The sequence below is a fragment of the Roseateles sp. Mitsp63 genome, from assembly GCF_059491535.1.
In genome coordinates this window covers 1,178,627-1,197,034 of the sequence record NZ_CP168509.1, presented here as the reverse complement: position 1 = coordinate 1,197,034, position 18,408 = coordinate 1,178,627, and the positions used below count along the sequence as shown (strand labels likewise).

19 protein-coding genes are annotated in these 18,408 nt (G+C 69.5%); 16 read left to right on the top strand and 3 right to left on the bottom strand.

Features of this window, described 5'->3' with window-relative positions; genetic code table 11:
- Positions 1 to 120: 120 nt before the first annotated feature.
- Positions 121 to 1,170: a porin gene (locus tag ACEN96_RS05100; protein ID WP_495586972.1), complete on the bottom strand. Its 1,050-nt coding sequence runs from the start codon at positions 1,168 to 1,170 to the stop codon at positions 121 to 123.
- Positions 1,171 to 1,441: 271 nt separating this feature from the next.
- Here ACEN96_RS05100 and coq7 point away from each other — a divergent pair, with 271 nt between their 5' ends.
- Complete coding sequence (gene coq7, locus ACEN96_RS05095; RefSeq protein ID WP_495586971.1) at positions 1,442 to 2,101, top strand: 2-polyprenyl-3-methyl-6-methoxy-1,4-benzoquinone monooxygenase; 660 nt, start codon at positions 1,442 to 1,444, stop codon at positions 2,099 to 2,101.
- 18 nt (positions 2,102 to 2,119) lie between these two features.
- Here the strand turns inward: coq7 and ACEN96_RS05090 are convergent, their stop codons facing one another.
- Entirely contained in the window at positions 2,120 to 2,542 is a 423-nt protein-coding gene (locus ACEN96_RS05090; RefSeq protein ID WP_495586970.1) for an OsmC family protein, read from the bottom strand.
- Positions 2,543 to 2,990: 448 nt separating this feature from the next.
- Between ACEN96_RS05090 and ilvA the strand changes: the two genes are divergently transcribed.
- Positions 2,991 to 4,577, top strand: coding sequence for a threonine ammonia-lyase, biosynthetic (ilvA, locus tag ACEN96_RS05085; RefSeq protein WP_495586969.1), 1,587 nt, complete (start codon positions 2,991 to 2,993; stop codon positions 4,575 to 4,577).
- A gap of 136 nt (positions 4,578 to 4,713) precedes the next feature.
- Complete coding sequence (locus tag ACEN96_RS05080) at positions 4,714 to 5,820, top strand: nicotinate-nucleotide--dimethylbenzimidazole phosphoribosyltransferase (protein ID WP_495586968.1); 1,107 nt, start codon at positions 4,714 to 4,716, stop codon at positions 5,818 to 5,820.
- On the opposite strand, the gene ACEN96_RS05075 is transcribed toward ACEN96_RS05080, so the two are convergent.
- Complete coding sequence (locus ACEN96_RS05075) at positions 5,813 to 6,427, bottom strand: hypothetical protein (RefSeq protein ID WP_495586967.1); 615 nt, start codon at positions 6,425 to 6,427, stop codon at positions 5,813 to 5,815. The two genes, ACEN96_RS05080 and ACEN96_RS05075, sit on opposite strands and share 8 nt — an antisense overlap.
- A gap of 61 nt (positions 6,428 to 6,488) precedes the next feature.
- On the opposite strand from ACEN96_RS05075, the gene gspG reads away from it, so the two are divergent.
- The 13 genes from gspG (at position 6,489) to ACEN96_RS05010 (ending at position 18,323) form a co-directional block, all read left to right on the top strand.
- Positions 6,489 to 6,920 (top strand): type II secretion system major pseudopilin GspG, encoded by a 432-nt coding sequence (gene gspG / locus ACEN96_RS05070; protein WP_495586966.1) that lies wholly within the window; start codon positions 6,489 to 6,491, stop codon positions 6,918 to 6,920.
- Between the two features lie 22 nt (positions 6,921 to 6,942).
- The gene (locus tag ACEN96_RS05065) at positions 6,943 to 7,446 is read left to right on the top strand and encodes a type II secretion system protein (protein ID WP_495586965.1); all 504 of its coding nucleotides are present in this window, start codon (positions 6,943 to 6,945) and stop codon (positions 7,444 to 7,446) included.
- Complete coding sequence (gene gspI, locus ACEN96_RS05060; protein WP_495586964.1) at positions 7,443 to 7,856, top strand: type II secretion system minor pseudopilin GspI; 414 nt, start codon at positions 7,443 to 7,445, stop codon at positions 7,854 to 7,856. Before ACEN96_RS05065 ends, gspI begins: the two co-directional genes overlap by 4 nt.
- Complete coding sequence (locus tag ACEN96_RS05055; RefSeq protein WP_495586963.1) at positions 7,856 to 8,530, top strand: PulJ/GspJ family protein; 675 nt, start codon at positions 7,856 to 7,858, stop codon at positions 8,528 to 8,530. Before gspI ends, ACEN96_RS05055 begins: the two co-directional genes overlap by 1 nt.
- Positions 8,530 to 9,576: a type II secretion system minor pseudopilin GspK gene (gene gspK, locus ACEN96_RS05050; RefSeq protein WP_495586962.1), complete on the top strand. Its 1,047-nt coding sequence runs from the start codon at positions 8,530 to 8,532 to the stop codon at positions 9,574 to 9,576. The genes ACEN96_RS05055 and gspK overlap by 1 nt, the downstream gene beginning before the upstream one ends.
- Before the next feature lie 159 nt (positions 9,577 to 9,735).
- On the top strand, positions 9,736 to 10,950 hold the full coding sequence (gene gspL, locus ACEN96_RS05045) for a type II secretion system protein GspL (RefSeq protein ID WP_495586961.1): 1,215 nt from the start codon (positions 9,736 to 9,738) through the stop codon (positions 10,948 to 10,950).
- On the top strand, positions 10,947 to 11,444 hold the full coding sequence (gene gspM / locus ACEN96_RS05040; protein ID WP_495586960.1) for a type II secretion system protein GspM: 498 nt from the start codon (positions 10,947 to 10,949) through the stop codon (positions 11,442 to 11,444). The genes gspL and gspM overlap by 4 nt, the downstream gene beginning before the upstream one ends.
- A gap of 2 nt (positions 11,445 to 11,446) precedes the next feature.
- Positions 11,447 to 12,310, top strand: coding sequence for a type II secretion system protein N (gspN, locus tag ACEN96_RS05035; RefSeq protein ID WP_495586959.1), 864 nt, complete (start codon positions 11,447 to 11,449; stop codon positions 12,308 to 12,310).
- Positions 12,307 to 14,616, top strand: coding sequence for a type II secretion system secretin GspD (gspD, locus tag ACEN96_RS05030; protein WP_495586958.1), 2,310 nt, complete (start codon positions 12,307 to 12,309; stop codon positions 14,614 to 14,616). The genes gspN and gspD overlap by 4 nt, the downstream gene beginning before the upstream one ends.
- A 13-nt stretch (positions 14,617 to 14,629) precedes the next feature.
- Complete coding sequence (gspE, locus tag ACEN96_RS05025; protein WP_495586957.1) at positions 14,630 to 16,063, top strand: type II secretion system ATPase GspE; 1,434 nt, start codon at positions 14,630 to 14,632, stop codon at positions 16,061 to 16,063.
- Between the two features lie 47 nt (positions 16,064 to 16,110).
- Positions 16,111 to 17,322, top strand: a complete 1,212-nt coding sequence (gspF, locus tag ACEN96_RS05020) for a type II secretion system inner membrane protein GspF (RefSeq protein ID WP_495586956.1) — start codon at positions 16,111 to 16,113, stop codon at positions 17,320 to 17,322.
- A 107-nt stretch (positions 17,323 to 17,429) separates the two neighbouring features.
- A complete protein-coding gene (locus ACEN96_RS05015; RefSeq protein ID WP_495586955.1) occupies positions 17,430 to 17,948 on the top strand; it encodes a hypothetical protein in 519 nt (172 codons plus the stop codon).
- 18 nt (positions 17,949 to 17,966) lie between these two features.
- Positions 17,967 to 18,323, top strand: coding sequence for a hypothetical protein (locus ACEN96_RS05010; protein ID WP_495586954.1), 357 nt, complete (start codon positions 17,967 to 17,969; stop codon positions 18,321 to 18,323).
- Positions 18,324 to 18,408: the final 85 nt, after the last annotated feature.

The following is an 18,408-nucleotide window of genomic DNA, read 5'->3' as shown; positions in this document are numbered from 1 at the left end:
GGCGGCAAGTGGGCGGATAGCAGCCGGGCCCTGCGCCAGGCGAGGATGGAGTTGATCCGCATAGGCGAAAAAAAGCCGCCCCGAAGGGCGGCTTTCTACGCAGAGCGTGTGATCCGAGGATCAGAAGCTGTGCTTGATACCGACGTCCAGACCGCCCGACTTGCCGCCGCGAGCGGAGTTGACCGCATTGCTTTGGACCTTGAAGGTCGAGTTGTCGTTGTCGATGATCGACGCGGTCGTGTACAGCGCGGTGCGCTTGGACAGGTTGTGCTGGTAGCCAATGCTGAACGCTTGCGCGTCGCCTTGGGCGTTGGCCAGGGCACCGTTCGGGTTGCGGGCCAGCGGATTGTCCGCGGCGCCGTTGGTCTCAGCCTTGGTGTACTGAGCGGTCACCGAACCGGCAGCCGTCACCGGCACCACAGCACCGATCGTGTAGATGTTCTGCTTGAACGAAGCGAACTTCAGTTGCGTGAACAGGCCTTGGACCTTCACGACCTTGAAGTCGTAGCTGCCGCCCAGCGAGAACTGCTTGAACTTCGAGCGCATCGAGTCCGTCGACTGGTAGCCAGCGGCGACGTTCAGGTCACCCAGCTTGTAGCCCAGACGACCGCCGAACGACTTCTTGCCGTCGGTGCCTTCGCCAGCAGCCACGTCGAACGAGCCGTACACACCGCCCAGATCGGCCGGCAGGAAGTACTGAACCAGGTTGTCGGCACGGTTGATCGTGTCGATGTTCGAGCCCAGCGACGAGTAGGTGCGAGTCACGTCACCCAGACCAGTGGTGCTGTAGACGTCGAAATCGTCCACGACCAGGCGGGTCGAAGTCTTGCCACGGCCCAGACGCACTTCACCGAAGTCGCCCATCAGGCTCACGGAAGCACGGCGGTTCCACCAGCGGCCAGCGGTGTCGCCGGCGCCGCCGTTGTCGGCGGACAGGGCGCTTTCCAGCCAGAAGCCGGCCTTCAGGCCGCCACCCAGGTCTTCGACGCCACGGACGCCGATGCGGCTGGAGCTGCTGCCGTCGTTGGTCAGCTGCTTCACGTCCTGGCCATTGGCCTTGGTGTAGCGGGCGGCGACGTCAATCACGCCGAACAGGGTGACCGACGATTGAGCGGCAGCGGCACCGGCGAAACCGGCCAGCACAGCCAGCGCGACGAGAGATTTCTTCATTAGAGACTCCTAGATCTTCAATGAGGCTGCGGTCGGTAGATCGTCCGCAAACCAAGCTCCTGCAATGAAGCTGTGGCGTATTGCAACAGGTCCGATCACGCCTGACCAGCAGCCACCCCGTAAAAGTCCTGATTTCGTTGGATCAAAGCAACGCGTATGAGATTAAAAAATTGTGTCATCACGCATTCGCACAAAGGATCAGGCAGCACCAGGGAATGGCTTGACCGGCCCCTTCTAAACTGCCCAGCCATCGCCACGGCAAGCGCTCAAGATGCAATTTCAATCCCGGCGCCCGGCGCGCATTCTTTCCCGCACGGACGCGTGGATATCCACGCTGGACCAAAGCCTGAAGACCCTGGCCGGCGTCGCGCCGATGGCCCGGCCCGCCCCGGCGGCCCGCGCGCCGGACGAACCGCTGGACGAGTCGCAGCGCCGCCTGTCCGCGTCACTGATGCGTGTCAACCACGTGGGAGAAGTCTGCGCGCAGGCGCTGTATCGAGCCCAGGCGCTGAGCACCCGCGACGAGGCCCTGCGTGCCCATCTGGAGCACGCCGCCCAGGAGGAGATCGACCACCTGGCCTGGTGCGCCGGCCGGCTGCGCGAGCTCAACGACCGGCCCAGCCTGCTCAATCCGCTCTGGTACGGCGGCGCCTTCGCGATCGGAACGGTCGCCGGATTGGTGGGGGACCGGGTCAGCCTGGGGTTCGTCATCGAGACGGAACGCCAGGTCGAAGCCCACCTGGCCAGCCATCTGGAGCGCCTGCCGGAAGGCGACCGCAGCTCCCGGGCCATCGTGGCCCGGATGAAGGACGAAGAGGCGCGGCATGCCGACGAAGCGCGCGAGCGGGGCGGCATTGACCTGCCGGCGCCCGTCCGGGGCTTGATGCGGCTGGCCGCCAAGGTCATGACGCGCACGGCGCATCACGTCTGACCGGCGAAATCGCCGGCCTCAGGCCTCGACGATCTCCACCGACGTGGTGATCTCGGCCGTCTTCGCCAGCATGATGCTGGCCGAACAGTACTTCTCGTGGGACAGCTGCACCGCCCGCTCGACGGCACCCTGCGGCAGGTCGCGTCCGGTCACGACGAAATGCATGTGGATCTTGGTGAAGACCTTTGGATCGGCCTCGGCGCGGTCGGCGCTCAGCTTGACCTGGCAGCCCCGCACATCGTGGCGGCCGCGCTTCAGGATCAGCACCACGTCATAGGCGGTGCAGCCGCCGGTGCCGGCCAGCACGGTCTCCATCGGCCGCGGCGCCAGGTTGCGGCCGCCGCCATCCGGCGAGCCGTCCATGTTGATCATGTGACCGCTGCCGGTCTCGGCGACGAAGCTCATGCCATCGGCGCCCATCCAGTTGATCGTGCATTCCATTCGTCAATCCTTCCTGTGATGGCCCTTGCCGTGGCCCGAACGCGCCATCCACCCTGAACCTGGCCCCATTTTTTCACCCGTTCGGGTGAGGGCTCAGGCCACTCTGGCGGTGATTTTTCGCATTAGAGGCCCGACTCCAGGGCCGGAGACCCAAAAAATATTGCAGCGCAACATGCATCGCCCTAGAATTCTAGGCACGCGATAGCGCTACCTCACTCTGTGGGGTCAGCCCTCGCGCCGATTGTCTCCTCCACCGCCTCCATGGTGGATTCAGCCCAAGGCCACAAGCCTTGGGCTTTTTTTCGTCCGAAAGCTGGCTCCTCCAATCGCGAACGCGGCGCGCAGCGCCCGTCACGGGGCCCGTCCGCGCTCCCGGCAAACGCTGGCATGATCGTCCGCCCTGGCTTCCGCCGCCTTCCGCGCGGAAGGGGGAACTGGAGGGATTTCCATGGCCGGCACCCGCCGCGCATCGCGCAAGACCACTTCGGCGCGCCCATCGGCGCAACACCCGGCGTTACTCCCCGCGGATCAGAGTTATCTGCAACGAATTCTTAACGCGAAGGTGTATGAGGTCGCGCAGGAAACCTCCCTGGATGCCGCCCGCAATCTCTCCAAGCGCATCGGCAACAAAGTCTGGCTGAAACGTGAGGATCAGCAGCCGGTATTCAGCTTCAAATTGCGGGGTGCCTATAACAAGATGGCAAATCTCGCGCCTGAACAACTGGCGCGGGGGGTGATTTGCGCTTCGGCCGGCAATCATGCGCAGGGGGTTGCGCTGTCGGCGAGGAAACTCGGCTGCCGCGCGGTCATCGTGATGCCGGTGACGACGCCAAAGGTCAAGGTCGATGCCGTCCAGGCCCTGGGAGGCGAGGTCGTGCTGGCGGGCGAGTCCTTCAGCGACGCCTACGAGCACGCGCTGGAACTCGAGCGCGAACAGCAGCTGAGCTTCGTCCACCCGTTCGACGACCCCGACGTGATCGCCGGCCAGGGAACGATCGCGATGGAGCTGCTGCGCCAGCATCCCGGTCCCATCGACGCGATCTTCGTCGCCATCGGCGGCGGCGGCCTGATCTCGGGCGTGGCCGCCTACATCAAGGCGGTGCGGCCGGAGATCAAGATCATCGGCGTCCAGACCAAGGACTCCGACGCGATGGTGCGCTCGGTGCGCGCCGGCAAGCGCGTGGCCCTGACCGATGTCGGCCTGTTCTCGGACGGCACCGCGGTCAAGCTGGTCGGCGAGGAGACCTTCCGCATCTGCCGCGAACTGGTCGACGATTACGTCCTGGTCGACACCGACGCCGTCTGCGCGGCGATCAAGGACGTGTTCGTCGACACCCGCAGCATCCTGGAGCCGGCCGGCGGCCTGGGCGTGGCGGCGGTCAAGCAGTACGCCGCGCAGCACGGGACCAAGGGCCAGACCTACATCGCGATCACCTGCGGCGCGAACATGAACTTCGACCGCCTGCGCTTCGTCGCCGAGCGGGCCGAGGTCGGCGAGGAGCGCGAGGCGCTGTTCGCGGTCACCATTCCCGAGGAGCGCGGCAGCTTCCGGCGCTTCTGCGAACTGGTCGGCGGCCGCAGCGTCACCGAGTTCAACTACCGCATCTCCGACCGCAATGAAGCGCATGTCTTCGTCGGCGTGTCCATCGCCAGGCGCGAGGAGGCCGACAAGCTGGCGCGCAGCTTCGAGAAGCACCGCTTCCCGACCGTCGACCTGACCGATGACGAACTCGCCAAGCAGCATGTGCGTCACATGGTCGGCGGGCGCACCGAGCTGGCGGAGAACGAGCGGCTGTTCCGCTTCATCTTCCCGGAGCGGCCCGGCGCGCTGATGCGCTTCCTGTCCAGCATGAGCCCGGACTGGAACATCAGCCTGTTCCATTACCGCAACCAAGGGGCCGACTACGGTCGCATCCTTGTCGGCCTGCAGGTTCCGAAGGGCGACGGCAAGGCGTTCAAGCGCTTCCTGGACCAGTTGAACTATCCGTGCACGGAAGAGACCGACAACCCGGTGTACCGTCTGTTCCTGGGCTGAGCCGGGCCGGCTGCGGCGCGCGGCACCGCGTTACCGCTTGACACGAGCGATTGCCCCCCGGACGAGGGGCACAGGCGCGGCGCGGGGGCAATTGCCGATGGCCGCCCCGCGGCACTGGCCGAGAATGGCGCTCCCCATGTCCATCCATCAGTCCCTCATCTCGCCGACCGCCAATCCGGAGCTGGAACGCGCCCTGCGCCAGCGCCTGGAACGCCGCTGCGCGCTGGCGGGGCGGCTTGGCGAACTGGAGCCGCTCGCGGTCCGGCTGGGGCTGATCCAGGGCACGCAGACGCCGCGCTTCCGGGACCCGACGCTGGTGCTGTTCGCGGCCGATCACGGCCTGGCCGTCGATGGCATCGCGCTGCCCAACGGCCGCAGCACGCGCGAGCAGGCACTGCTCGCCCTGCAGCACCGCCTGCCGTCGACGGTGTTCGCGCGCAACCAGGGCATGCACGTCACGGTCGTCGATTGCGGCATCGCCGAACCGCTCAGCCCTCAGCAGCGGCTGCTGGCGCGCAAGATCGCGCACGGCACGCGCAACTCGCGCGCCGGACCGGCCATGACGCTGGAGCAGGCCCACGCCGGCGTGCGCGTCGGCATGGAGATCTCCGACAACCTGGCCGGCAACGTGATCGCCTGCGCGGGCCTGGGCCAAGGGTCGCTGGAGGCGTCCGCGCTGGTGCTCTCGCGCCTGATGGACATGCCGGTGCAGGACTTCATCATCTCCGGCCCCGACATGCCGCACGAGGACCTGTCGCATCTGATGCTGGTGCTGCAGGGCGCGCAGACCCGTCACCGCGACGTGCGGGAGCCGATGGCCGTGCTGGCCGCGTTCGGCGGTTTCGAACTCGCGGTGATGGTGGGCGCGATGCTGGTCGCGGCCTCCAAGCGCCAGCTGATCCTGGTCGACGGCATGCCCGCGTGCGCGGCGCTGAAGGTCGCGTCGATGATCGCGCCGCCGGTGACCGACTACGCGGTGTTCTGCCGCAGCACGACGCACCGCGGCCTCGACGAGGCGCTGCAGCTCTTCCACGCGGCGGCGCTGCTGGAACTCGGCATGGAATGCGGCGATGGGACCGGCGCAACGCTCGCGTGGCCGCTGGTACGTTGCGCCGCGGCACTGCTGACGGAGGTCCATGACCTGCCCGACGGTCCGATCCACAGCCGTCCCTCGGACCTGCGCGATACCGGCTCGACGGCCTCGGGGGCGTTGCCCTCCCAGCCGGGCGCCTCGGTCACTTGACCGGATTGGCGCTGCCGTCGCCGGGCGGCTGTTGCGGCAGCGACCCGGTCACCGCCGTCGGCGGGACGTAGTTTTCCTGGCCGGGCGCGCCGGGCTGCGGCGGCATGTTGTTGTTGAAGTTGGGCGGCGGGGCCATCGCGCCGCCTGGCACCATCTGGGGCGGCGGCGCGGGCGCCCCATCCGCGCCCGGTGCGCCGGGCGCGAGGCTCAGCCGCAGCGTCACCGCGCCACTGGCGCCGAGTCCGACATCGCGCCGGTTGATCTCGATCAGCTTCAGATCGCCATCGACGACCTGTCCGACCCGCACCGGCTTGGGCAATCCGCCCGTGACGACGATGAGCGCCACGCCCTCGCCGGCGTGCTGGCCGTTCGCGGTGGGAGCGACGACGCCGAGCAGTTGATAGCGTGAAGAGGTGGCTTCCATCGGCGCCTCTGCCGCCTTCGCGGCAGCGAATAGCCGGGTCCAGTCAGCAGCGGCCGCGTCGGTGACCGCGGGACGGGTCCCCGCGGGCGCCTGAGGGCCCTTGGCCATCAGCGTCAGCGCCCAATACGCGAGGCTGGCCGCCAGCAGCGCCCAGACGACGAAGCTTAACCATCGTGCATGCATCCGACGATTATGATGCAGCGCGATGAGTCGCCGAGGGCGGCTCCGCGAGGATTGCAACACCATGCACCGACCCCAGTCTCCGCGCCGCGCGCGCGGCTTCACGCTGATCGAACTGATCGTCGCCATCACCATCGTCGCCGTGATGGGCGCGGTGGTGGTGCCAGCGGTGATGAACCATGTGTCCGAGGCCCGGCGCACCGCGGCACGCTCCGACGTGAACACGCTGATGCAGGCGCTCAAGCTCTACAAGATGGACAACGGCCGCTATCCGAGCTCCGAGCAGGGCCTGGGCGCGCTGGTCACCAAGCCGACCAACGGTCCGGCGGCGCCGAACTGGAAGGTCTACGTCGAGAAACTGCCCAAGGACCCCTGGGGCAATCCTTACCAGTACGACAACCCCGGCCTGAAGGGCGAGGTCGACGTCTACAGCCTGGGCGCCGACGGCAAGCCGGGCGGCGAAGGCAACGACGCCGACGTCGGCTCCTGGGAATGAGCGCGCGGCCCGCCGCGCGTTCGTGACCCCTGCGCCCCGAGCCGTGCGCGCGCGTCCGTCCGGCCGTCCGATCCAGCGCGGCTTCACGCTGATCGAGCTGATCGTGGCGATCACGATCGTGGCGATCGCCAGCGCGACCGTCGCGGTGGCGGTGCGTGATCGCGCCGACGTCCAGCTCGAGCGCGAGGCGCTGCACCTGGCCTCGGTGCTGGAGACCGCCCGCGCCGAGGCGCGCGCCGCGTCGCTGGATGTGCGCTGGCTGCCCGAGTCCGGCCAGGATGCCGCGCACTACCGCATCACCGGCCTCCCGCCGAAGCTGGTCCAGCGGCTCGGCCTGGAGCGTGACTGGCTCAGCGAACCGCCGATCGTCGAGATCCAGGGCGCGCCCGCGGATGGCCGCTCGGTGCGGCTCGGCCCGGAGCCGCTGATCGGCGCGCAGCGCGTGACGCTGATCCGTGGCGATCACCGCATCAGCCTCGTGACCGACGGCCTCAGACCGTTCTCGGTCTCCAAGGACGGCGCATGACGGTCTCGCGAGCCCGGCCGGGGCAAGACCCGGCCCCACGCCGCCGGACCGGGCGCCATGCGGCCGGCTTCACGCTGATCGAGGTGCTGGTGGCGGTGACCATCGTCGCGCTGTGCCTGGCGGCCGGGCTGCGCGCGGCCGGCGCGATGACGTCGAACGCGGAGCGCCTCGCGGTGAACTCGCTCGCGCAGTGGTGCGCCGAGAACGAACTCACCGAGATGCGCCTGACCAAGGCCTTCCCCGGCATCGGCGAGAAACCCTTCAGCTGCACCCAGCTCGGGCGCGACTTCTCCGGAAAGATGACCGTGGCCTCGACGCCGAATCCGAACTTCCGCCGCGTCGAGGCCCAGGTCTTCGACGACCGCGACCAGCCGCTGCTGACCATCATCACCATCGTGGGGCGCTTCTGATGCGGCGCCAGGCAGGCTCCCGCCGGCGGGCGGCGCGCGGCTTCACGCTGATCGAGGTGATCGTCGCGCTGGTCGTGATGGCGATGATGTCCGTGATGGCCTGGCGGGCGGTGTCGGCGTTGACCACCAGCCGCGATCGCAACGAGGCGGCGATGGAGCGCGCCGAGACGCTGCAGACGCTGGTCCGCCAATGGGAGCTGGACCTGCGGGAAGTACAGCAGAGCCATCTCTTCGAGGCCGTGAACTTCGACGGCGCCACGCTGCGCATCACGCGCCGGCGCGACGCGGGCCTGCAGCTGGTGGTCTGGCAATTGCGCGAGGGACGCCTGGCGCGCTGGGAATCGCCGGCGTTGACCACCGCGGACGATCTCCGCGATGCCTGGTTCCGCAGCCAGCAGCTCAACGCGAAGGACCTGCGCGGCTTGCCGGGACTGGACCGCGTGACCGGCTGGCAGATGTACTTCTTCATCAACAACGCCTGGGCCAATGCGCAATCGACGGGCGACAAGGGCAGCTCCGGAACCGGGGCAGCGCCGTCTGCCGGCGCGGCCTCCGACGCGGGCAGCGGCCTCGCCGCCCCGCCGCAGGGCGTGCGCATGCGGCTGCAGTTCGGCGAGGACAGCGGCTATCGCGGCGAGCTGATCCGCGAGGTCGCGGTGGAGAGCGGCAGCTGATGCGCGCCCTGCCCGTCCAACACCCGCCGGCGCAGCGCGGCGCCGCGCTGCTCACCGCGCTGCTGATCGTCGTGCTGGTGACGACGCTGTCCGCCGCGATGCTCTGGCGGCAGGCGCGCTCGATCCAGATCGAGATCGCCGACCGCGGCCGCGCGCAGGCGGACTGGGTGCTGCAAGGCGCGCTGGACTGGGCGCGGCTGATCCTGCGCGAGGACGCCATCGCCAATGCCCGCGCCAGCGGCGGCGCCAGCGACAACCTGGGCGAGGTCTGGGCAGTGCCGCTGGCGGAAGCGCGGCTGTCGAGCTTCCTGGCGCAGGACGACAACAAGTCCGCGGACGCGGGCCCGGACGCCTTCCTGTCCGGCCACATCGAGGATGCGCAAGCGCTGTTCAACCTGCGCAACCTCGAGGAGCAAGCCCCGGCCAACGACACCGCCGCGCTCGCGAAGCAGGCCTTCTACGTGAACGCGGCCCGGCGCATCTTCGTGCGGGCCGGCATGTCCGCCTCGCTGGCCGATGACGTGCGCAAGAAGCTGATCGCCGCCAGCACCCCGGGCAAGGACGAACAGGGGCAAGGCAACCCGCCCTTGCGGCCCGCCCGGATCGAGCAGTTGCGCTGGTTCGGCCTGAACGACGAGCAGGTGGCCCGGCTGGCGAAGTTCGCGGTGCTGCTGCCGGCGAGCACCGCGCTGAACGTGAACACCGCGCCGCGCGAGGTGCTGGCCGACGTGCTGGGCGTGGACCTGGGCGTGGCCGACACCATCGTGCGCGCCCGCCAGTCCAAGGCCTTCACCGCGACGACGATGGACCGCTTCAAGAGCCTGCTGCCGCAGGACACCGCCGCCGCCAGCGCGGCCATGACGGCGGCCACCACCAGCTATTTCTTCGTCGAGGGTCAGCTCCGCATGGACGACCGCGTGCTGGCGCAGCGATCGCTGGTCTTCCGCGGCGGCAACAACGGCAGCGACATCCAGGTGAAGGACCGCCAGCGCCTGCAGCGCTTCGCGGCGCTGCCGGGCGCCCCATCGGGCGGGGCCACGCCTTGACCCCCGCGGGCGGGCGTCGGCGCGGCGGGATGCCGGCATTGACACGACTGGACACAAGAGGGACGGGATGCACGGGACATGTAAAGCCGCGACTACGGGCTTCCTCGGAGGCGCGCGGCGCCGATCCGTCACGCAAGCCCTCCTAGAATCCGCGAACTCATGAGTACCCTGCTCATCCTGCTGCCGTCCCACCCGCCTCAAGGCGGCAACGGCGCCCAAGACTACGAATACTGGTTCAGCCACGACGCGCAGGCGCCGGCCCACGCCCGGGGCCATGGCGAGCGTGCGCCGCTGGCCGCGATGCCGCGCGCCGACCGCGTGATGGCCTTGATCGGCGACGACGCGGTGAGCTGGCTCCCCGCGCAGTTGCCCAAGGTCAAGGGCGCGAAGCTGCGCGGCGCGGTCGTCGGCGTGATGGAGGACCAGCTGCTCGAGGACCCTGAACGCCTGCACTTCGCGCTGCTCGACAGCCCGGACGAGGCCGGCCGCACCCACTGGGTCGCCGTGACCGCGCGCGAGCCGCTGCGGGCGCACCTGGCCGCGTTCGAGGCGGCGGGGCTGCTGGTCGAATCGCTGCTGCCGCTGTCGTGGCCGCAGGCCGCGATCGGCGGCCATGTCAGCACCGGCGCCGATGACCGGCCGCGGCTGCGCGTGTCGCGCGCCGACGGCGTCGCGACGCTGCCGCTGGATAGCGGCGGCTTGCGCGGCTGGCTGGGCGAGGACTGGTGGACCGGCGCGGCCGTGAGCGCCAGCCCGTCCGCCGCGGCCGTCGCCGAGCAGTGGCTGGGCCGGCCGGTGCGGGTCCTCAACGACACCGACCGCGCCTGGGCCGCGCGCCAGGCGCCGCTCAACCTGCTGCAGTTCGACCTGACGCCGCGCCAGCGCGGCTGGCAGCGCATCCACCAGGCCTGGCAGACGCTGCAGTCGCCGGCCTGGCGGCCCTTCCGATGGGGCGTGGCGGGCCTGGTCGCCGTGCAGGTGATCGGGCTGAACGCGACGGCCTGGCAGCAGGGCCGCGCCATCGACGCGCGCAAGGCCGAGCAGGAGTCGCTGCTGCGCCAGAGCTTCCCGCAGGTGCGCGTGATCCGCGACGCCCGCGCGCAGATGCTGCGCGAGACCGAGGCGCTGCGCGGCGGCGCCGGCCAGGTCGGACCGGGCGACCTCGAGGACCTGCTGGCGGCGGTCGCCCGCGCGACGCCGCCGGGCGAAGGCCCGCTGCCCGGACTGCGCTTCGAGCCGGGCCGGCTCCAACTCTCCGGCCTGACGCCGCCCCAGCGCGCGCAGCTGCGCGAGCGGCTCGGCCAGGATCCCGCGCTGCGGGTCGCCGAGGACGGCGACACGCTGCAAGTCACCCTGCGACCCGAGAACCGATGAACAGCTTCACGACGATGCGCCGGGACTTCGACGCCCGCTGGCAGGCTGCCGCGCCGCGCGAACGCCTGATCGCCCGGCTGGCCGCCGCGTTCGTCGGCCTGCTGCTGCTGTGGCTGATCGCGCTGGCGCCGGCTTGGGCCACGCTGCGCAAGGCGCCGGGCGAACTCGACCGGCTCGACCGCGAGCTGCAGCAGATGCGCGCGATGGCGCAGCAGACGCAGGCGCTCAAGCAGGCGGTGCCGGTGTCGGCCGAGCAGTCGGCGACCGCGCTGCGCGCGGCCACGGCCCGGCTGGGCCCGGCCGCCGACCTGACGATCACCGGCACGCAGGCGCAGCTGCGGCTGCGCGGCGTGCCCGGCGGGGCGCTGGCGATGTGGATCGGCGAGGCGCGCCAGGGCGCGCGCGCCCGGCCGCAGGAGGCCGAGCTGCAATCCGGCGCGCAGGGCTACTCCGGCCGGATCACGCTGCTGCTGCCCGCCGCGGCGGGGAACTGACGATGGCACGGCGATCAAGCACCGTCCTGGCGACGTCCCCGGCGAACGCGGCCGCGATGACCGGCTTCGTCCGCACCTTCCGCTGGGCCCAGCTCGGCGCGGTGCTGGGCCTGCTGACCGCGGTCGCGCTGTGGGCGCCGGCGGCCTGGCTGGCCTCGGCGGTCGCGTCGATGTCGGGCCAGCGGCTGCTGCTCGCCGACGTGCGCGGCAGCCTCTGGAACGGCAGCGCGCGGGTGATCCTCAGCGCCGGACCGGGCAGCGCCGAGGCGAGCGAACTGCCCGAGCGCCTGGGCTGGGCGCTGCGGCCGGCCTGGATCGACGGCGGCCTGGGCGCGCGGCTCACGCTGGCGCAGGACTGCTGCATCAAGCCGGCGAGTCCGGTGAGCGCGCGCTTCGGGCTGGACCGCCTCACGGTGCGCCTGCCCGACGCCACGCCGGAGCAGCCCTGGATCCGCTGGCCGGCGGGCTGGCTGACCGGCCTGGGCACGCCCTGGAACACGGTGGCGCCGCAAGGCCTGATCGCGATCAGCGCGCAGGGCTTCGTGTTCGATGGCCGGGGCAAGGCGGTGAACGTGTCCGGAGTCGCGCAGGTGGAACTGCGCGACTTCTCGTCGCGGCTGGCGCAGGTGGCGCCGCTGGGCAGCTACCGGATGAGCCTGGTGGGCGGCGGCCAGGCGCCGCAGCTGATCCTCATGACGCAGCAGGGGCCGCTGCAACTCAGCGGCCAGGGCAGCCTGGGCGCGCGGCCCCAGTTCCGGGGCGAGGCCTCGGCCGCGCCGGGCAGCGAGGCCGCACTGGCGAATTTGTTGAACATCATCGGGCGCCGCGAGGGAGCGCGCTCGATCATCTCGGTGGGACGAGCATGAACAAGCACATGATGCGGCCGACGGCGCTGGGCATGGCGATCAGCCTGATCGCTGGCAGCCTGCCCCTGCAGGCCGGCGCACAGTCGAATCAGCAGCAGAACCGCCGACAGCCGGCCGTGCGCGCGAGCACGCCGGTGACGCTGAACTTCGTCAACACCGACATCGAGGCGGTCTCGCGCGCGATGTCGGCGGCGCTGGGCAAGCCGATCCTGGTCGACCCGCGGGTCAAGGGCACGATGACGCTGACCGCCGAGCAGCCGGTGCCGGTGCAGGAGGCCTACCAGAGCTACCTGGCCGCGCTGCGCGGAATGGGCTTCGCGATGGTCGAGGCCGGCGGCCTGCTCAAGCTGGTGCCCGAGGCCGAGGCCAAGCTGCAGACCGGGTCGGTGACGATCTCCGGCGAGGGCAAGGCGCGCGGCAGCGACCAGGTCGTGACGCAGATCTTCAAGCTCAACCATGAGAACGCGAACAACCTGGTCGCGGTGCTGCGTCCGCTGATCACGCCCAACAACACGATCAACGCGAACCCGGGCAACAACAGCCTGGTGATCACCGATTACGCCGAGAACCTGCAGCGCATCAGCCGCATCGTGGCGGCGCTGGACCAGCCGTCCAACACCGACATCGAGGTGATCCCGCTGCGCAACGCGGTGGCCTCGGACATCGTGCAGCTGGTGCAGCGCCTGAGCGACGGCGGCAGCGGCACGCCGGGCGTGGCGGTGGCGCAGGGCGGCGCGGCCGGCGGCAGCGGCAGCGTGATGGCCGATCCGCGCAGCAACGCGCTGATCGTGCGCGCGTCCAACCCGGCCAAGCTGATGCAGCTGCGCGCGATGATCGCCAAGCTGGACCAGCCCAGCAGCGACACCGGCGGCGGCATCCGCGTCATCTACCTGAAGAACGCCGACGCGGTGCGCCTGGCCACGGTGCTGCGCGCGGCCTACACGAACAACGCCGGCCCGGGCGCGAGCGGCGGCGCCAACAACAGTGGCGCCACGGGCGGCACCGGCAGCTTCGCCGGCGCGCAGACCGGCAGCGCGGGCAGCGGCGGCTTCGCGGGCAACAGCTCGTCGTTCGGCGGCAGCTCGTCGAGTTCGGGCTCCAGCGGCAGCAGCGGCGGCGCCGGCGGCAATTCCTCGACGCAGGTCAGCCAGACGGCGCAGGTCAACACCGGCGGCTTCGTGCAGGCCGACCCGGCCACCAACTCGCTGATCATCACGGCGCCCGAGCCGATGTACCGCCAGATCCGAGCGGTCGTCGAGCAGCTCGACACGCGCCGCGCGCAGGTCTACGTCGAGGCGCTGGTGGTCAAGGTCGACGCCAGCAAGCTGGGCGAGTTCGGCGTGCAGTTCACGCAGCTGTTCGGCAACAAGGGCGATTCGACGGTGTCGGGCTTCGGCACCAACTTCGGCACCGGCTACAGCAACATCCTGAACCTGAGCGGCGCGACCGCCACGGGCTCGGCCGGCGTGACGGCCGCGCTGGGCTCCGGCCAGGTGCCCACCGGCCTGAACCTGGGCTTCCTGAAGAAGGTGGGCAGCGTCTACACGCTGGGCGCGGTGGCCAACGCGCTGGGGTCGATCACCGGCACCAACGTGCTGTCCACGCCCTCGCTGGTCGTGCAGGACAACGAGGAGGCCGACCTGCTGATCGGCAGCAACGTGCCGGTGCTGACCGGCAACGGCCTGACGCAGTCGGGCACCTCGAGCAGCCCCTTCCAGACCTTCGAGCGCCGCGACGTCGGCCTGCGGCTGAAGGTGCGCACGACCGTGGGCGAGAACGGCACGGTGCGGATGAAGGTCTACCAGGAGAACTCGAGCGTGGTGGCGACGGTGAACTCCGCGACGCAGGGTCCGACCTTCGACAAGAGCGCGGTGGAGACCAGCGTGACGCTCGAGGACGGCCAGGTGCTGGTGCTGGGCGGCCTGCTCAAGGACGAGTACACCGACGGCGAGGACAAGGTGCCGGGCCTGGGCGACATCCCGCTGCTGGGCAACCTGTTCAAGAACCAGAGCCGCAAGCGGGTCAAGTCCAACCTGATGATCTTCCTGCGCCCGGTGGTGCTGCGCACGCCGGAGAACGCCGCGGCGCTGAGCCTGGACCGCTATGACGCGATCCGCGCCTATCAGCAGGAAGTGCAGCCCAAGTCCAACCTCGTGCTGCCGGACACGGGCGCGCCGGTGCTGCCGGAGAAGCCGGCCTCGGCCCCGGGCGTGACCACGCCGTCGCAGCTGCCGATGCCGGTGTATCCGGCCTCGTCGCCGGTGCCGGCGCCGGCCGCGCCGGCCAGCGCGCCGCAGGGCCGCTGAGGCGGGAGCGCGCATGGCCACCCGCCATCCCCTTCCCTACGCCGTCGCGCGCTCGCAGCAGGTGCTGCTCGAGGACGACGGCCAGCAGCGCACGCTGTGGGCGTCGCCGGCGCTGACGCTGCCGGTGCTGTCGGAGCTGCAGCGCGTGTACGCGCCCTCGCGCATCGAATGCCTGGCCGTGGCCGAGCTCGCCGCGCGCATCCAGGCCGCCTACGCGGGCGGCGAGGACAACGCGGCGCTGGTGATCGGCGAGGTCGAGAACGCCGTCGACCTGTCGCGGCTGATGCAGGACCTGCCGGCCGTCGAGGACCTGCTGGAGACGGCCGACGACGCGCCCATCATCCGCATGCTCAACGCGCTGCTGACGCAGGCCGCGAACAACGGCGCGAGCGACATCCACATCGAGCCCTACGAGCGCGAGAGCTCGGTGCGCTTCCGCGTCGACGGCACGCTGCGCGAGGTGGTGCGGCCCAACCGCGCGCTGCACGCGGCGCTGATCTCGCGGCTGAAGATCATGGCGGAGCTGGACATCGCCGAGAAGCGGCTGCCGCAGGACGGCCGGATCTCGCTGCGCATCGGCGGCCGCGCGATCGACGTGCGCGTGAGCACGCTGCCCTCGGCGCATGGCGAGCGCGCGGTGCTGCGCCTGCTGGACAAGTCGGAGTCGCGCTTCACGCTGGCGGCGCTGGGCATGGACGGCGAGCGGCTGGAGCGCTTCCAGCGCCTGGTGCAGCAGCCGCACGGCATCGTGCTGGTGACGGGCCCGACGGGCTCGGGCAAGACGACCACGCTGTACGCGGCGCTGCAGACGGTGGACACGGCCACGACCAACGTGCTGACCGTCGAGGACCCGATCGAGTACGAGCTGCCCGGCATCGGCCAGACGCAGGTGAACGCGCGGATCGACCTGACGTTCGCGAAGGCGCTGCGGGCGATCCTGCGGCAGGACCCGGACGTGATCATGATCGGCGAGATCCGCGACTACGAGACGGCGCAGATCGCGATCCAGGCCTCGCTGACGGGTCACCTGGTGCTGGCGACGCTGCACACCAACGACGCGGTCAGCGCGGTGACGCGGCTGACCGACATGGGCGTGGAGCCCTTCCTGCTGAGCTCGTCGCTGCTGGGCGTGCTGGCGCAGCGGCTGGTGCGCAAGCTGTGCCCGGTGTGCAAGTCGCCGGAGCCGCTGCCCGGCGGCGGCGCGCGCTATCACCCGGTGGGCTGCCCGGCCTGCGCGAGCAGCGGCTACAAGGGCCGCACCGGCGTGTACGAGCTGATGGTCTGCGACGACGCGATCCGCGGCCTGATTCACAACCAGGCGCCCGAGTCGGAGCTGCTGGCGGCGGCGCGGGCGAACGGCCTGCGCTCGATGCGCGAGGACGGTGACCGTCTCGTGGCCTCGGGCGTGACATCCGAAGAGGAAGTGCTGCGGGTGACGCGCGAGTGATCGCCGCGTTCCCGCCGCGCGCGCAGTAAACGACGAGGTTCCGAGCGATGCCCGCCTTCAAGTACGACGCCCTGGACGCGTCCGGCAAGCCCCGACAGGGGCTGCTGGAGGCGGACACCGTGAAAGCCGCGCGCTCGCAGCTGCGCGCGCAGGGATTGGTGCCGATGGAGGTCAAGCCGGTGGCGGCGCCGGCCGGCAAGCAGTCGCGCTTCGCGCGGCGCGCGTTCAAGGCGGCGGGGCTGACGGTGTGGACGCGGCAACTGGCGGGGCTGGTGTCGGCGGGGCTGCCGCTGGAGCGCTCGCTGTCGGCGCTGGCCGACGAGGCCGAGGATCCGCGCCAGCGCGAGCTGATGTCGCAGCTGAAGTCGGAGGTCAACGCGGGCTCGTCGTTCGCGCGGGCGCTGGCGATCGCGCCGCGCGAGTTCGACGACGTCTACCGCGCGGTGGTCGCGGCCGGCGAGCAGAGCGGCGCGCTGGGCCCGGTGCTGGAGAGCCTGGCGGACGACCTGGAGGAACAGCAGCGGCTGCGCTCGGAGCTGTTCGGCGCGCTGGCGTATCCGGTGATCGTCTGCATCATCGCGGTGCTGGCGGTGAGCTTCCTGCTGACCTACGTGGTGCCGCAGGTGGCGCAGGTGTTCACGCAGACCAAGCAGACGCTGCCGCTGCTGACGCGGATCATGATGGGCCTGTCCGACGTGATGCGGACCTGGGGCCTGGCGATCGTGGCGGTGCTGGCGGCGGCGTTCTTCGGCATGCGCCAGATCCTCAAGCGCGAGGGCCCGCGGCAGCGTTTCGACGCGGCATGGCTGAACCTGCCGCTGCTGGGCCGGCTCTCGCGCGGCTACAACGCGGCGCGCTTCTCGGGGACGCTGGCGATGCTGGCCGGCGCGGGCGTGCCGATCCTGAAGGCGCTGCAGGCGGCGGCGGAGACGCTGTCCAACCAGGCGATGCGCGCGGACGCGCTGGATGCGCTGGCCCAGGTGCGCGAGGGCGCGCCGCTGGGCGCGGCGCTGGCGGGCAAGAAGCGTTTCCCGGGGCTGCTGTCGATGTTCGCGCGGCTGGGCGAGCAGACCGGCCAGTTGCCCGACATGCTGCAGCGCGCGGCGCGGCAGCTGGGCAACGAGGTCAAGCGCCGCGCGATGACGCTGGCGACGCTGCTGGAGCCACTGCTGATCGTGGCGATGGGCGGCGTGGTGATGCTGATCGTGCTGTCGGTGCTGCTGCCGATCATGGACATGAACAAGCTGGCGACGCAGTAGGCCGCACCTCCCACGGCAGGTGATTGGCGGCTCTGCGCCTGATCCATTAATCCCGTGTTTAAACGAGGTTGGGCGCCGGTTTGCCACATCCAATTCATGAGGAGAGAATGAAAAACAAGCTTCTTGACCTACGCGCCGGAGTAGCGCTGACACTTCTAGGTGTTTGCGGCTCAGTGTCCGCCACTGGCTTTCTGGCACCGTGTGCATGGGGGACTTCCGTGGGCAGTGGTCCCGCCAATTCGTTTGTTGTTGGCCAGTCGATTTCTCTCAATTTACAGGTCATCGCCACGGAGTCCCGCTACATGGATGGGATATGCCTGAACGACTTCGTGACAATTTCACCAGACATAATATTGCGCCCCACCAATCAGAAGGTCGGCACTGTGACGCTCAATCTGTCTAACAACTACGTTTTAGGAAGCTTCTATGCTTGGGGGGGAGCACAGACAGTCTCCCTAGGCGCCCTTCCCGTCGGAAATTACGAAATCGAGGTCAACGTCTTTCCGTCGGTAGATAAGACGCCGTCCACCTTTCGATTCAATGTGGTGCAGCCTACAGCTCCTGACCCCCTCATTTCGATTCGAAAGCGTACAAAAGACCTGCTCACCACTTACCTCATTCAATAGCTTTACCTGGAAAACAAAATGACCAATAGGAAAAAGACCATTGCCATCGCTCTGTTGGGCGTCCTGCTCTCCCAATCAAGCTACGCAGTAACTTGTCAAGGCGTTCCCGTAGCACCTGCGATTGAGCCAGCGACGGGTGACGTGCTTATTTCCAACGTCGGCGGATTAATTTGGCCGCGCCTGTGCAGCCTGAAGACGACAACACCTCAAGGCGTGACGCCCGAAACGTGCAAGTCGATTTATGCGACCGTCTTGAATGCGCAATCGTCTGGCCGAGCGCTGACCATCAGTACGACATCCTCTTATGCCAGCTGTGCTGCAGTTCCGCAGTGGCAGTATCTTGAGGGATTTTCCTTCCTCGTGATCAACGGGTAATCACGAGCACCTCCGCATATAGTCCACCTGCGGAGGAATGAGAAGGGTATCGGTCAAGCGTTCTGTTCTAACTATCATGTCCGCC

Coding starts and splice junctions, on each gene's coding strand:
- ACEN96_RS05100 (WP_495586972.1), bottom strand. CDS start 1,170: ATGAAGAAATCTCTCGTCGCGCTGGCTGTGCTGGCCGGTTTCGCCGGT.
- coq7 (WP_495586971.1), top strand. CDS start 1,442: ATGCAATTTCAATCCCGGCGCCCGGCGCGCATTCTTTCCCGCACGGAC.
- ACEN96_RS05090 (WP_495586970.1), bottom strand. CDS start 2,542: ATGGAATGCACGATCAACTGGATGGGCGCCGATGGCATGAGCTTCGTC.
- ilvA (WP_495586969.1), top strand. CDS start 2,991: ATGGCCGGCACCCGCCGCGCATCGCGCAAGACCACTTCGGCGCGCCCA.
- ACEN96_RS05080 (WP_495586968.1), top strand. CDS start 4,714: ATGTCCATCCATCAGTCCCTCATCTCGCCGACCGCCAATCCGGAGCTG.
- ACEN96_RS05075 (WP_495586967.1), bottom strand. CDS start 6,427: ATGCATGCACGATGGTTAAGCTTCGTCGTCTGGGCGCTGCTGGCGGCC.
- gspG (WP_495586966.1), top strand. CDS start 6,489: ATGCACCGACCCCAGTCTCCGCGCCGCGCGCGCGGCTTCACGCTGATC.
- gspI (WP_495586964.1), top strand. CDS start 7,443: ATGACGGTCTCGCGAGCCCGGCCGGGGCAAGACCCGGCCCCACGCCGC.
- ACEN96_RS05055 (WP_495586963.1), top strand. CDS start 7,856: ATGCGGCGCCAGGCAGGCTCCCGCCGGCGGGCGGCGCGCGGCTTCACG.
- gspK (WP_495586962.1), top strand. CDS start 8,530: ATGCGCGCCCTGCCCGTCCAACACCCGCCGGCGCAGCGCGGCGCCGCG.
- gspL (WP_495586961.1), top strand. CDS start 9,736: ATGAGTACCCTGCTCATCCTGCTGCCGTCCCACCCGCCTCAAGGCGGC.
- gspM (WP_495586960.1), top strand. CDS start 10,947: ATGAACAGCTTCACGACGATGCGCCGGGACTTCGACGCCCGCTGGCAG.
- gspN (WP_495586959.1), top strand. CDS start 11,447: ATGGCACGGCGATCAAGCACCGTCCTGGCGACGTCCCCGGCGAACGCG.
- gspD (WP_495586958.1), top strand. CDS start 12,307: ATGAACAAGCACATGATGCGGCCGACGGCGCTGGGCATGGCGATCAGC.
- gspE (WP_495586957.1), top strand. CDS start 14,630: ATGGCCACCCGCCATCCCCTTCCCTACGCCGTCGCGCGCTCGCAGCAG.
- gspF (WP_495586956.1), top strand. CDS start 16,111: ATGCCCGCCTTCAAGTACGACGCCCTGGACGCGTCCGGCAAGCCCCGA.
- ACEN96_RS05015 (WP_495586955.1), top strand. CDS start 17,430: ATGAAAAACAAGCTTCTTGACCTACGCGCCGGAGTAGCGCTGACACTT.
- ACEN96_RS05010 (WP_495586954.1), top strand. CDS start 17,967: ATGACCAATAGGAAAAAGACCATTGCCATCGCTCTGTTGGGCGTCCTG.